The organism is Fructobacillus americanaquae (genome assembly GCF_024029775.1).
In the GTDB taxonomy this organism is placed as follows: Bacteria; Bacillota; Bacilli; order Lactobacillales; family Lactobacillaceae; genus Fructobacillus; species Fructobacillus americanaquae.
The window spans coordinates 820,423-832,472 of the sequence record NZ_CP097122.1; the positions used below are offsets into that span (position 1 = coordinate 820,423).

Genomic DNA, 12,050 nt, shown 5'->3' on the forward strand with positions numbered 1-12,050 from the left:
TAGCGATATATCGGACATCAAAAACTTCATCTCGGCACATCTATAAATACTTCTCTCTAAACCTAATTTATACCTTCTCTCCCGTGCCGAGATGGAGGTTCAGCAGATGGACGACCCCCTGATTTTTATCAGGGGGCCTTTTACTACCTGAAACTTCATCAGTGATGGACGCTGGGCTTTTGAATGCTTGCCGGTCTTTGTTATAATGACCAAAGAGACTGATTTTTGCGACGGTGTTGAACTTGTCAAAGAAAAAGACCGGTAGCGCAAAATTATCCTCAGATCAGTATCAAGACAAAGGAGACATAGGTAATGTCATTACTAGAACTGCATCACGTGTCAAAGAACTTCGGTTCTTACCAGGCTTTGGATAACGTTTCGTTTTCCGCTGAACCTGGGCGAATTGTTGGGTTGATTGGTCCTAACGGGGCTGGGAAGTCGACAGCAATGCGCGCAATCACTGGATTAATGTCATATAGCGATGGAGAAATCATCTTTGATGATGAAACAATTCGCTTTGCTAAGAATAAGTCGCTGGCAAAAATGGGTAATTTGATTGAATATCCAGCGATTTATCCTAATTTCACTGCACGTGACCATATGACATACTATGCCATGGATGCCAAAGATCATGCAGACATTGATGAATTGATGAAGATTACTGGAATTGACGGCGAAAAGTTTGGTAAGCGTAAAGCAAAAAAATTCTCATTGGGAATGAAGCAACGCCTTGGGATTGCCATCGCTTTAATTCGTAATCCAAAGTTTGTTGTTTTGGATGAACCAATGAACGGTTTGGACCCACAATCTGTTCATGACATTCGTGCCTTGATTCGTTCGCTAGCTGATAAGGGTGTCGCCTTCTTGATTTCTTCACACCTGTTGGACGAATTGCAACGTTTGGCTGATGATGTTGTGATTATTAATAAGGGAAAAATCTTGCGTCGTGAAAAAATGGTCGACTTCTTGGCCGAAGGAAAGACCCAGGTTAAGGTTCAAACGAGTGATAATGACAAGATGTTGGCTGTCGCCAAGGCTGCGGGTTGGGATGCCTCGATGGGTGATGACCGTGTCTTGATTTCTGTTCAGGGCGACGTGACAGCACAAAAGGTGCTGAAATTGGCCACCGATGAAGGGCTTGAAGTGACAGATATTCAAACGGGTCAAGGAAACTTAGAAGATCATTTGTTAACGGTATTGTCAACTGACGCCACTCGGGCCTAGTCAACGAAGGAGAATTCATGTTTACGTTATTAAAGCAAGAAGCAATGAAGGCCTGGAAGCAAAATCGGGTCTATATCTGGGCGATTATCGCCTTTGTTTTACCAATTATTACTTTGACTAGTTTTGTTCCAATGGCTAGTCAAGCATCGGCATACGGTGCCTTGGGTGGTTCAAGTATCATCATTACGATTGGAATGTTGGTCTTAACAGCCCTTTCCTTTACGCAGGAATTTACTTTTGGGACAATTCGTCCCTTACTGTCACGTCAGTATTCACGGCTTCAAATCTTTTTGGCTAAGATCATTACGGTAATTGTTGAATACTTCCTCTTGATTGTTTTCTCACTGGCAGGGACAGCGATTGGTCGTTTAATTTTCAGAGCAATGCACGATGGCGCAACTGAAAAGATTTACACCACATATTATACAAGCCTTGATTGGAAGTCATTCCTATTTGCATTGTTGATGAGCTTCGTTGGTTCATTATTCTTGATGGCCATTGTTCTTTTGGTTTCCAATATTGCTAAGTCGTCTGCTGCAGCAATCTCTCTTGGGATTGTGATGTCAGTTGCGACTAGTATCTTGTCAGCAGTGACTTCTTCATTGATTCAACTTTGGGCTCCATTAAAGTGGAATCCATTGACTGTTCAGAACGTTGTTTCTTACTATAGTGGGACTTCAGACTTTAATAAGAGCATCCAGTCTTATTTCGGTGCTGGTGCTTGGGTACTTTTCGTCGTTTATGGTGCCTACGTCTTGGTTATGTACGCCCTGGCTTACTGGGTTTTCAACCGACGTTCTGTCTAATTTAAAATAAAAAAAGGACTGCTCAAGCAGTCTTTTTTATTACATACATGCGAATAATTCTAAAAACAAGTCTTTTCTTTCTGTTGGGCTTTGATAAAATAGGGGTAGGAGAAATCTTATGTCAAGAAAACCACCAGCATATAATGACAAACAACGGATTTTACGTCTTTATTCCGTCCTGATTTCTAAACAATCGATGGGTGTAGACGAAATCGAAAACCTCTTCTTCGTTGGTCGCAAGACCGTGCAGCGTGATATTGCGGCGATCCGTGAGTTTCTGGCGGATCTACAGGTCGAAGATGAGGTTAAATCAGAGATTATCTTTGATCGCAAAAGTAAAAAGTATCGATTAACCGAGCGAGAACACCTTTTTGAGGTTTTTGATCGAATCAATACTAATGGATCAGGAATGGAATTGTAACAAGTAGAAAGTGATTCGCCCCCAAGATAAGGGGACTTCAGCGAATACCCTTTAGGACTGATGGCCGATACTGAACCGGTCTTGGTCCTTTTCCTTTTGTTTTTAAGATAATAGGGGCTAGTAAATAAAAAAGCCCCGAATCGCAATCGGAGCTTTTTAGGAAACGGATTATTTTTTAATTTTTGATGTGGTCAATATCAGTCAAAATGCTCATCATTGATCACTTGTTAACCCTCTTTTTAGTGAACAAAATATTCAAGCAGGTCCTCTTCACTGAGGTCCTTTTTTTCTTGGTCCTTGACGTCTAAGACAATCTTACCGGCGTTGAGGACAATTAAACGATTCCCATAAGTTAAGGCGTCTGCCAAATTATGGGTGATCATCAATGCCGTGAGATTATTATCAATAACCTGATGATTAGTGGCATCCATTAGTTGTGCCGAAGTCTTAGGATCTAGGGCGGCCGTGTGCTCGTCTAATAGTAGGAGTTCTGGCTTAACCTGAATAGCCATTAGAAAGGATAGTGCTTGTCGTTGGCCCCCAGAAAGGGAACCAGCGGCTGTCTGCAAACGGTCTTCAAGATTGTTGCCCATCTTTTCGGTAATGTTATGGTAAAAGTCCAATTTTTGATTAGATAGATGGCGATTTTTCAGTGTCCGCCGTGAACCACGCTTTTCAGCTAAGAGGAGGTTTTCGGCAACAGTCATGCGGGGGGCAGTCCCCATCTTTGGATCTTGGAAAACTCGGGCTAAAAAAGCGGTTCGTTTAACAGCTGGAAGGTTGGTAATATCTTTGCCCTGGTGATAGACAGTGCCTGAACTTAGGGCGAGATCACCAGAAATAGCGTTGAACAAGGTTGACTTCCCAGCCCCGTTAGTCCCCAGGACAGTGATGAAATCACCGGGGTAAATTTCTAAGTTAAGCTGCTTTAAAATTTCAGTTTGATTGCCGACAGTAACGGTTGCATCTTTTAGGGTAATCACGGGTTTAGTCATGGTGCTGTCCTCCTAACTGGAAAAGCTTGTCTAATTTCAAATAATGGCGAACTTGTGGCAAAACCATCGCGATCGCCAAAATAATGGATGAAATCAGGTTCAAATCATTGGTTGAGAAGCCAAGTTGCAAGACAGCTAACAGAACTAAGCGATAAATAATGGAACCGATGATGACAGCAACCAAGCGCTGATTTAATGACAAATCACCAAAGGCAACTTCGCCAATAATAATAGAAGCCAGGGCAATGACAATGATACCAATTCCCATGTTAATATCCGCAAAGCCGTTGTTTTGAGCAATCACAGCGCCACCAAAGGCAATCATGGCATTTGAGACCATTAGACCCATAATGATCATTTGGTCAGTCTTAATTCCAAAGGCTGCAGCCATTTTGGCGTTATCGCCGGTAGCGATGAACGCTTGTCCGAGCTCCGTTTGCAAGAACCAGATTAAGGCGAGGGTAATCAAAATAATGATGATCAGGCCCACAAAGACGCCGTCAAAGTATTTTGGCAGACCTTCTAAGAATGGTGACGAGAAGATTGTTTTTTGATTTAAAAGAGAAATGTTAGCAGATCCCATAATTCGGAGATTAATTGACAGGCAGGCTGTCATGACCAAAATTCCGGAAAGCAAAATCGGAATCTTGCCCTTTGTATACAAAAGGCCGGTTACTAGGCCGGCTAGGGCGCCAACGAAGATGGCAGCTAAAGTTGCCAGGTAGGGGTTGGCCCCATGGGCGATTAGGGCAACAGCGGTCGCACCTCCAAGAGGAAAGGAACCTTCAACCGTCATATCGGCAAAGTTTAAAATCCTAAAAGTTAAAAACAGGGCCAGGCCCAAAACGGCCCACAAGATTCCCTGAGAAATACTTGAAACAACAATTGACATTAGAAGACCTCCCCGGCTTTTTCAGCCTTGGCAACGATATCGGCCGGCAAAGTAATGCCAAGCGTTTTCGCTGTTTGTTGGTTGATGACGTAATTTCCCTTCGTGACGTTGTAAACTGGCATCGTTGCAGTTTTCTTCTTGCCACTAAGGACTTGGGCAGCCATCCGACCAGCCTGATAACCAATTTCATACTGTGAATTAGAAAAAGTAACCAAACCACCGTCTTTAACCATTGAATCAGCAGCCGGAATCACAGCAACATGTGCTTGGTTAGCGACGGCCACTAAAGTCTTCATCGCCGTGGCAACACCGTTATCTTGCGGTGCGTAAACAGCGTCAACCTGGCTGACCATCGTGGTTGCCACCTGTTGCATGTCATTAGTAGAAGCAATCGTATAGTTTTTGACTTGATAGCCGGCCTGTTTTAATGCACTGGTCATTTTTTTTGCATTATAAGTCCCACCGGCATCAGAAGAAGTTGAAATGACTCCGATTGTCTTTGCTTTTGGTAAGACTTCCTTGAAGACAGCAATCTGCTTTTCATAAGGAGAATCGCCACCGACACCAGTAATATTAGCGCCAGGATGAGCATCTGATTTTACTAGTTTTGAACCGCTAGGGTTAGTAATGCCCGCTAAGATAACGGGATTCTTCCCATCGGCAGCCTTTGCTAAGGAAAGAGCTGCTGGCGTAGCGATTCCAACAGTTAAGTTTTCGTTTTTATTGGCAAAATTTTGAGCCATGGTTTTTAAATTAGCTTGATCTGCTTGTGCATTTTGATAGTCAATCTTCACGTTTTTGCCGGCAGTGTAACCACCAGCAGCTAGACCAGCCACAACTCCTTGGTGAATTTGATCCAAGGCAGGATGAGTGACTAACTGCAAAATTCCCACAGTGGGGATGCCTTTTTTCGAACTAGTGTTCGTGTTACCAGTGGTGAAAAAGGCAACGACTAGGAAAAGGGCGATGAATGATGTCACGGTTAGTAGACGCTTATTCATTTTTTACTCCTTCATACTTCTAATATACTGGCCCAGACAAGTTTTAGACAAAAAGAAAAGCCTGCCTGGGTATTATGATTAAACCCAAACAGACTTTTAATGAATTGCAGTATTGCAAAAGAGCCGGTTGGGACAAAACTGTTGTCACAGCTTGTCCAAACGACGAGCTGCTTTCCTACCGGCGCCACCATTGGCGGTTAGATTGTGAAGCAAACTGACGCATACGCGACTCCTTAAAACATTTAAAAGTTAAGTTAAGCATACAAGACGGGACTAGGCCTGTCAAGAAAAATGAAAAAATTATCAGAAGAGGCGACAATCAACCTTAAGAGAAGATTAGTCTTGGAAGAAACGGAAACGTACGTCTTCTGCTAAGTAGTCTTTCTCACTTGCAGGGGCAACGATTGATCCAAATGGCATTTGACCACGCAAGGTCCAGTTTTCAGGCAAGTTAAATTCCTTGGCGACGGCAGCATCAATCAATGGGTTATAGTGTTGCAATGAGGCACCAAGACCTTCTTCTGCTAAGCGCAACCAAACAGCGTAAAGCGAGATACCAACTGCTTCTTCAGCCCAATCAGGGAAGTTGTTAGCGTAAAGTGGGAAGCCTTCTTGCAAGCCCTTGACGATGTTTGTGTCAGTATAGAACAAAACAGTACCAAAACCGGCCTTGAAAGCACCATCAACCTTGGCCTTCGTAGCAGCAAAGGCTTCTTCATCAGCAGAAACCTTCTTGAGTTCAGCTAACGTGATTTCCCACAAACGCTCGTGAGCGGCACCAGTCAAAACAACGGCTTGCGTTGATTGTGAATTAAAAGCTGATGGTGTGTTTGCAATGGCTTCTTTAATAATTGTGTTCAGTTCTTCAGGAGTTTTTGAAACGTCCTTACCAAGGGCATAAATTGAACGACGCTTTTTTTGCAAATCTAAAAATTCTGACATAATCTGTCTCCTTATTTACTGTATTTTTTAAAAGTACAACTCTATGTTATAATAGACATTAGAAAAAGACAAGGACTAATTTTTATGAAACCATCATTACGATTAACAAATGCGCTCCACATCCTTGTTTATGTGGCAACTGCGCGACCAACAGATTCATTGAGCTCTGCTACGATTGCGAGTTCAATTAATACGAACCCGTCACGTGTCCGGGCACTTTTAGCTGAATTACAGAATGCTAATATTCTGTGTCGGCAGGGTCCTTATCCTGGCCGTCCTGTACTTGCAAAAAATAGTAAGGACATTACCTTTGCAGAGGTTTTGCAGGCCGTTGAGGATTGTGCGGCAGTTTTTGCTTTAGATAAACATACCAACCCTGATTGTCCAGTCGGTTCTTCAATTGGTTCGGCCCTGTCAAAGTATTATGGCGAAATTGATCAAGCCGTGATGGCCGTGATGGGAGAAATGACCCTTTTTGATCTTATCGAAGACGTTAAAAAGAATCAAACGCTACCAATTTGAGCATTGAAAGCGTGATAGAATCTTCTTATGTAGAAAGTAGGCGTGGTCATGACGGTTGAAACAAATCGAAAAATTGAAGGATTGGTTGTTTTCTTTGGAGGTGCCCTTGGTGGGCTCCTGCGCTATGTATTAAGCTTTACGCCAGTAATCGGACAATGGCCATTGACGACGATGTTGATTAACTGGTTGGGGGCTTTTTTGTTGGCCTTCTTGGGCGCTTATTTGGTTGGCAAGATGGAACGGCCGGCATACTGGCAGTCGTTTTTAGGGACTGGTATTATGGGTGGGTTCACGACCTTTGGGACCATGATTTTGCAGACTTTCCATCTTGGCTTGCATCAACCAATCTTAGCTGTTTCTTATCTTTTCTTTTCTCTATTTGGTGGTCTGGCACTAGCACTTGCTGGACAATTGATCGCTCAAGAATGTTTGAAACAAAAACAAAAGGGGGCCAGCCATGCTTGAAAACTACTTACTGGTGATGATTGGCGCGGGGCTGGGCGCCCTTTTACGGTATCTGTTACTGATTTGGTGGCCGCAGCGCTTTGATTTTTTGACCGGAGTTTGGGCGGTTAATATCCTTGGATCATTTTTACTTGGTGCTCTTTCAAGTATTGGCCAAGGTGCCCACGCCGTCCTTTTGACGCAAACCGGTTTTTTGGGTGGATTAACAACATTCTCAACAATGATGACCCAGGCCAAACAAAGAGAGGGCCTCTGTCAGCAACTTCTTTATTTATTTGTCCAGGTTCTAGCGGGTGCCATCGCCTTCTTCTTAGGTCAAGTGCTAGTGGGGGCCGTTCGTTAGTTTAGTATGGTAAAATAGCCCTTAAGATTAGGAGCAACTTATGACAAAGAAAACAGCAATAATTGTGGATTCATCGGCGGCGTTGCCGGCCGAAATCCGCCGTTCATATGGAATTGAGGAAGTTTCAATTCCGATTTTGTTTGGCCAAGAAACTTATATGGGTGGTCAGGATTTAACTTCTCTAGCTGATTTGGTCGAATTAATGACTAAAAAAGACGTTTTGCCAACGACATCGCAACCAAGTCCGGCTGAATGGGAGCAGGCCTTGAACCAAGCGGTTCAAGCAGGCTATACAGAAGCAATCATCATCACTTTGTCTTCCGGGATTTCAGGCGCTTTTCAAACGGCAAAATTGGTTGCTGCTGGTTTTACTGGCCTTGAAGAAATTCTTGTAGTCGATTCCAAATTGACTAACATGGGTCAGGCCAGTCAAGCGTTATTGGCAGCCAAATTAGCCGAAAAGGGGCGTACTTTGGCTGAAATCGATCAAGCCCTCTCGGACTTCCGTAAGAACCTTGGGGTTCGTTTGGTCGTCAACGATATTTCGCATCTGAAGCGAACAGGGCGCCTATCCCGTGGGCAAGCCCTAATTGGCGGTCTATTAAATATTAAGCCAATTTTGTCCTTTGATATCGTTTTAGACGGGAAGATTGGAGCCGTTGGCAAGGCTCGGAAAATGTCTGGGGCGAAGGAACAAATCCAAGAAGCCTTTGAGGACTACCTAAAAGTTGCTGATTTTCCTGTGCGAGCCTACATCATTGACGGTAATAATGCTAAATTAGGGGATAAATGGCTGAAGGATTTTCAGTCAAAGTATCCGACAGTCGCCTTTGAACGGGCAAGTATGGATCCTGTGATTGGTGTGCATACCGGTGATGGGGCAATGGCCGTCATTTGGTCACAAGACTGGCAGGTCATGGCAAAAGAAGATTGAGATAGTTATTTAGAGTAAATAAAAAGCCAGCCGAATGGCTGACTTTTTAGTAAGCAGAAAAATAGTAGTTAATGCCTAACAATTAGGATGTCTTAGGCAACTTTCTTGATACCCAAGGCAGGGTCAAGTTCGCCACGACGACCAGACAATGAGTAGCGTAAGTACTTTTCATTGACGTCGATGGTCATTTCTTCATCCATTTGGTCGGTTGAATAAGGCTTAGCATAAATTTCGCCAAGGTTTGAGTCAATTTTAGCACCAAATTCCGACAAATCCGCATCCTTATTAACGAATAAGAGGTTGAATGACAAAGCCAAGGTGCAGTTCGCTTCATCTGAGAATGGTCCAACGCCATCATCGAAATCTAGGACCATCTTGACGTCGTCGCCCAAAAACTTCTGCAAACGCTCAGTTGCTGCTGGTGTAAAAGTCAATTTCATAAAATATTCCTCCAATTCATCTTTAAATAACAAGATTAGTATATAATGTTTAACAATGTTTGTCAATTGGTATAGTTGTCATTTGTTTTATTTTCGCGATGACAGTAGACAAAAATCATGTGACGGACAACTTTTAAGGGGTTTGACAAAAAATGGAAATAAAAAAACACGGAAAAGCATATCAGATTGTCTATGAGGTTTTAAATGCCGTGACTCATGGTCTTGGCTTTATTTTAGCCGTGATTGCCAGTATCTTTTTAGCGTTAAAAATAGTTCGTGATGGTCGGACGAGTGGCATTGAAATCGCCGCGGTCAGCATTTATTTGACCTCGGTATCACTATTTTTACTAGCATCGACACTTTTTCACTCACTCGTTTTTACTAGGGCAGCCAAGATTTTCCAATTTATGGATCATGCCGGTATTTATCTTGTGATATTAGGCTCCTATACGCCCTATACCTGGTTAGTTTTGAAGGGAGGGTGGGGTTTTGGCATTTGGTCAGCCATCCTATTGATGACCATTGCCGGTCTGATTTATGATTTGTTTTTGGTCGGCCGCTTTCCCTGGTTATCTGTACTGATCTACCTAGTGATGGGCTGGCTTATTATTATTGCCATGCCGCTATTATGGACTGCCTTATCACCAGCTGCCTTTTGGCTACTTTTAGCCGGTGGCGTGGTATACTCTCTTGGAACCATTTTTTACCTAGTACCACGAATTCCCATGGGTCATGTTTATTGGCATGTTTTTGTTCTTGTTGGTGCCGGACTCATGTATTGCTCAATATATCTAACGCTTTAGATTTTGAAAGAAGGTCCAAAAGATGGAAAAGCTGGATTATCGTTTTCAAAGTGCCTGGACAGCCACGGCTTTAAGTAACCAAGAATCACCGATTGAGATTAACCAATCAGCCGTTTTTATGGGGGATGATTGGCAAGTTGACTGGACTAATTTTCAAAACACGCCGGTTAAGAAGAGTCAAGAGGTGATTGGCGATCAGTTTTATTGTCAGGGCCAGCTGATTTTAAATCAGCAGGCTTGGCATGTTGTGCGTTTTCACATTCATGATGGTGCTGAACATCTGATTGATGGCCAGCGCTATGCTGCCGAGATTCACATCGTTTGTCAAAATCAGCTTGGCCAAACGATGGTTGTTGGGGCCTTTGCTGAAGTCGACGAAAATCACCCGTTCATCTTTGCCCCACTATTTTCGGAAGAAAAAAAGATGGTCAATCTGCAGGATTTGCTGCCTGTGGAAAAGAGGGGTTGCTTCACCTATACGGGCTCGTTAACCACACCACCGTTGAAAAAAGACATTAATTGGGTGTTGTTAGACGAACCGGTGGGGATAAGTCCCCAAGATTTGGCGACTTTTGCCGAGGCCTATCCGGATAACTACCGGGAATGTCAGCCCTTATTCGGGCGGACGGTGGTTTATCACCACTTATCACCGATGCATCATTCAAAGTAAGTGCCAAAAGCCCGCAGGGCTTTTTTCAATGCCATTGTTTTCTTTTTGATCTAAGAATAAAATTGAGCAATGGTAAGTTAGCTTCTCTAACAAATGAGAAGCCTCTTTCACGCCATTCGTCATTTAAAAGGGGATTTTTTCATGACCAGTAATTCGAAAATGAATTTTTCGCAGATGAAACGGGCGGCCTTGGTCGTAGCTGCCGCCCTGTTTATGCAAATGCTTGATTCGACCATTGTCACAACAGCACTACCACAGATTGCAACTGATTTGAAAGTAGCCCAGAGTACGGCCTCATTACTCGTATCAGTCTATATGCTGTTTGCTGCCATTTTTATTCCATTGTCTGGTTGGTTAGCTAAAAAGGTTCGCCGTAAGAACTTATTTTTGCTGGCCGTCGGTCTTTTCACGGTTTCATCTGTGTTGGCCGGCCTCTTTAATAACTTAACCTATCTGTTGGTCATGCGCGCTATTCAGGGGATGTCCGGGGCATTGATGGTCCCTGTTGGCCGGCTAATTATTTTGGAAAATACAGAGCCAAAGAAAATGCTCCAAATCCTGTCTTACCTGGTATGGCCAGCACTCTTGGCACCGGCAATTGCTCCCTTACTTGGGGGTTATGTGATTGCGAGCCTATCCTGGCATTGGATTTTCTTTTTAAATTTGCCAATTGGCCTGTTAATTATTTTAACGGGAGTGTTTTTTATTTTGGATGATAACGAACGGGAGGACTTGCCCTTTGATTTATTTGGTTTCGTGCTTGTAGCGGTTGCCGGTGGGGGTCTCTTGATTGCTTCCGAAATGCTGTCACGCGGTCTCTCTCTTTTTTTCTGGGGCTTCTTGGTGCTTTTCGTGTCCCTCGTCTTTTTGGCCTTGGCCTGGCACCATCTTTCAGCGAGCGACCAACCGCTATTCTCCCTGGAGCCTCTAAAAGTAAAAACTTTTCGAGTCTATGAATCGGGCGGATCAATCTTTTGGATGACGATTGGTGCTTTGCCATACCTTTTGACCTTGCTTTTGCAAGTTGCCTTTCATTGGTCACCGATCATGGCTGGAACCTATGTTATTTTTATTTTTGTTGGCAATATTGCCATTAAGCCATTTACCACAGTAATTATTCGGCGGTTAGGCTACAAGTATGCTCTGGTAGTGGCCCTCAGTCTAGCAAGCTTAGCAACCTTGCTGATGGCAGCCTTTCATGCTGATAGTACAAAGGTCTGGATTGCCTTCGTTGCTTTTGTATCTGGTGTTGGCCGTTCATTAGCCTTGACTGCTTACAACTCGTTGTCCTTTTCAGAACTTTCAAAAGAGCAGAAGAATTCAGCCAATACCTTGACGTCGGTCCTACAAATGCTGTCACAGGCACTCGGAGTCGGAATTGCTGCGACAATTTTGGCTTTGCTTGGACAAGTGGTGAAAGTGACAACTGCTTATCAGCTAACTTTCTTGATTGTGGGGTTAGTTTCCTTGTATCCACTTATGGAGGTTTTAACCTTACCTAAGGATGCAGGTGCAAAAACTCTCAGTTAAATTTAATAAAAGAAGGCCAAACAGCTTTTTGTTTTGTTTTTTTGTGAAGAAAGTTGCTTTTT

General features: G+C 43.4%; 15 protein-coding genes. 10 read left to right on the forward strand and 5 right to left on the reverse strand.

The window, feature by feature from the left end:
* The first annotated feature begins 312 nt into the window (after nucleotides 1–312).
* The 3 genes from M3M36_RS03920 (at nucleotide 313) to M3M36_RS03930 (ending at nucleotide 2,451) form a co-directional block, all read left to right on the forward strand.
* Entirely contained in the window at nucleotides 313–1,224 is a 912-nt protein-coding gene (locus M3M36_RS03920) for an ABC transporter ATP-binding protein (RefSeq protein WP_252773318.1), read from the forward strand.
* A gap of 17 nt (nucleotides 1,225–1,241) precedes the next feature.
* The gene (locus tag M3M36_RS03925) at nucleotides 1,242–2,030 is read left to right on the forward strand and encodes an ABC transporter permease subunit (RefSeq protein WP_252773319.1); all 789 of its coding nucleotides are present in this window, start codon (nucleotides 1,242–1,244) and stop codon (nucleotides 2,028–2,030) included.
* A gap of 118 nt (nucleotides 2,031–2,148) precedes the next feature.
* A complete protein-coding gene (locus M3M36_RS03930; protein WP_252773320.1) occupies nucleotides 2,149–2,451 on the forward strand; it encodes a kinase in 303 nt (100 codons plus the stop codon).
* Between the two features lie 239 nt (nucleotides 2,452–2,690).
* On the opposite strand, the gene M3M36_RS03935 is transcribed toward M3M36_RS03930, so the two are convergent.
* The 4 genes from M3M36_RS03935 to M3M36_RS03950 all read right to left on the reverse strand — a co-directional run bounded on the left by M3M36_RS03935 (nucleotide 2,691) and on the right by M3M36_RS03950 (nucleotide 6,281).
* Nucleotides 2,691–3,446 (reverse strand): ABC transporter ATP-binding protein, encoded by a 756-nt coding sequence (locus M3M36_RS03935; protein WP_252773321.1) that lies wholly within the window; start codon nucleotides 3,444–3,446, stop codon nucleotides 2,691–2,693.
* Complete coding sequence (locus tag M3M36_RS03940) at nucleotides 3,439–4,338, reverse strand: ABC transporter permease (RefSeq protein ID WP_252773322.1); 900 nt, start codon at nucleotides 4,336–4,338, stop codon at nucleotides 3,439–3,441. The genes M3M36_RS03935 and M3M36_RS03940 overlap by 8 nt, the downstream gene beginning before the upstream one ends.
* Nucleotides 4,338–5,339, reverse strand: coding sequence for a tryptophan ABC transporter substrate-binding protein (gene trpX / locus M3M36_RS03945; protein ID WP_252773323.1), 1,002 nt, complete (start codon nucleotides 5,337–5,339; stop codon nucleotides 4,338–4,340). The genes M3M36_RS03940 and trpX overlap by 1 nt, the downstream gene beginning before the upstream one ends.
* Before the next feature lie 336 nt (nucleotides 5,340–5,675).
* On the reverse strand, nucleotides 5,676–6,281 hold the full coding sequence (locus M3M36_RS03950) for a nitroreductase family protein (protein WP_252773324.1): 606 nt from the start codon (nucleotides 6,279–6,281) through the stop codon (nucleotides 5,676–5,678).
* 84 nt (nucleotides 6,282–6,365) lie between these two features.
* Here M3M36_RS03950 and M3M36_RS03955 point away from each other — a divergent pair, with 84 nt between their 5' ends.
* Genes M3M36_RS03955 through M3M36_RS03970 form a run of 4 tightly spaced genes read left to right on the forward strand, consistent with a single transcriptional unit; the run spans nucleotide 6,366 to nucleotide 8,545 of the window.
* The gene (locus M3M36_RS03955; protein WP_252773325.1) at nucleotides 6,366–6,803 is read left to right on the forward strand and encodes an Rrf2 family transcriptional regulator; all 438 of its coding nucleotides are present in this window, start codon (nucleotides 6,366–6,368) and stop codon (nucleotides 6,801–6,803) included.
* A 48-nt stretch (nucleotides 6,804–6,851) separates the two neighbouring features.
* A complete protein-coding gene (locus M3M36_RS03960) occupies nucleotides 6,852–7,268 on the forward strand; it encodes a fluoride efflux transporter FluC (protein ID WP_252773326.1) in 417 nt (138 codons plus the stop codon).
* Entirely contained in the window at nucleotides 7,261–7,611 is a 351-nt protein-coding gene (locus M3M36_RS03965) for a fluoride efflux transporter FluC (protein WP_252773327.1), read from the forward strand. The genes M3M36_RS03960 and M3M36_RS03965 overlap by 8 nt, the downstream gene beginning before the upstream one ends.
* Nucleotides 7,612–7,651: 40 nt before the next feature.
* Nucleotides 7,652–8,545 carry a DegV family protein gene (locus M3M36_RS03970; protein WP_252773328.1) on the forward strand — a complete coding sequence of 298 codons (894 nt, stop codon included), beginning with the start codon at nucleotides 7,652–7,654 and terminating at the stop codon, nucleotides 8,543–8,545.
* Between the two features lie 92 nt (nucleotides 8,546–8,637).
* Here M3M36_RS03970 and M3M36_RS03975 read toward each other — a convergent pair whose 3' ends face one another.
* A complete protein-coding gene (locus tag M3M36_RS03975; protein WP_252773329.1) occupies nucleotides 8,638–8,985 on the reverse strand; it encodes an iron-sulfur cluster biosynthesis family protein in 348 nt (115 codons plus the stop codon).
* Between the two features lie 152 nt (nucleotides 8,986–9,137).
* Between M3M36_RS03975 and trhA the strand changes: the two genes are divergently transcribed.
* The 3 genes from trhA (at nucleotide 9,138) to M3M36_RS03990 (ending at nucleotide 11,988) form a co-directional block, all read left to right on the forward strand.
* Nucleotides 9,138–9,788, forward strand: coding sequence for a PAQR family membrane homeostasis protein TrhA (gene trhA, locus M3M36_RS03980; protein WP_252773330.1), 651 nt, complete (start codon nucleotides 9,138–9,140; stop codon nucleotides 9,786–9,788).
* A gap of 22 nt (nucleotides 9,789–9,810) precedes the next feature.
* Nucleotides 9,811–10,458 carry a carbonic anhydrase family protein gene (locus M3M36_RS03985; RefSeq protein WP_252773331.1) on the forward strand — a complete coding sequence of 216 codons (648 nt, stop codon included), beginning with the start codon at nucleotides 9,811–9,813 and terminating at the stop codon, nucleotides 10,456–10,458.
* 141 nt (nucleotides 10,459–10,599) lie between these two features.
* Nucleotides 10,600–11,988, forward strand: a complete 1,389-nt coding sequence (locus M3M36_RS03990) for an MFS transporter (RefSeq protein WP_252773332.1) — start codon at nucleotides 10,600–10,602, stop codon at nucleotides 11,986–11,988.
* Nucleotides 11,989–12,050 lie beyond the last annotated feature (62 nt).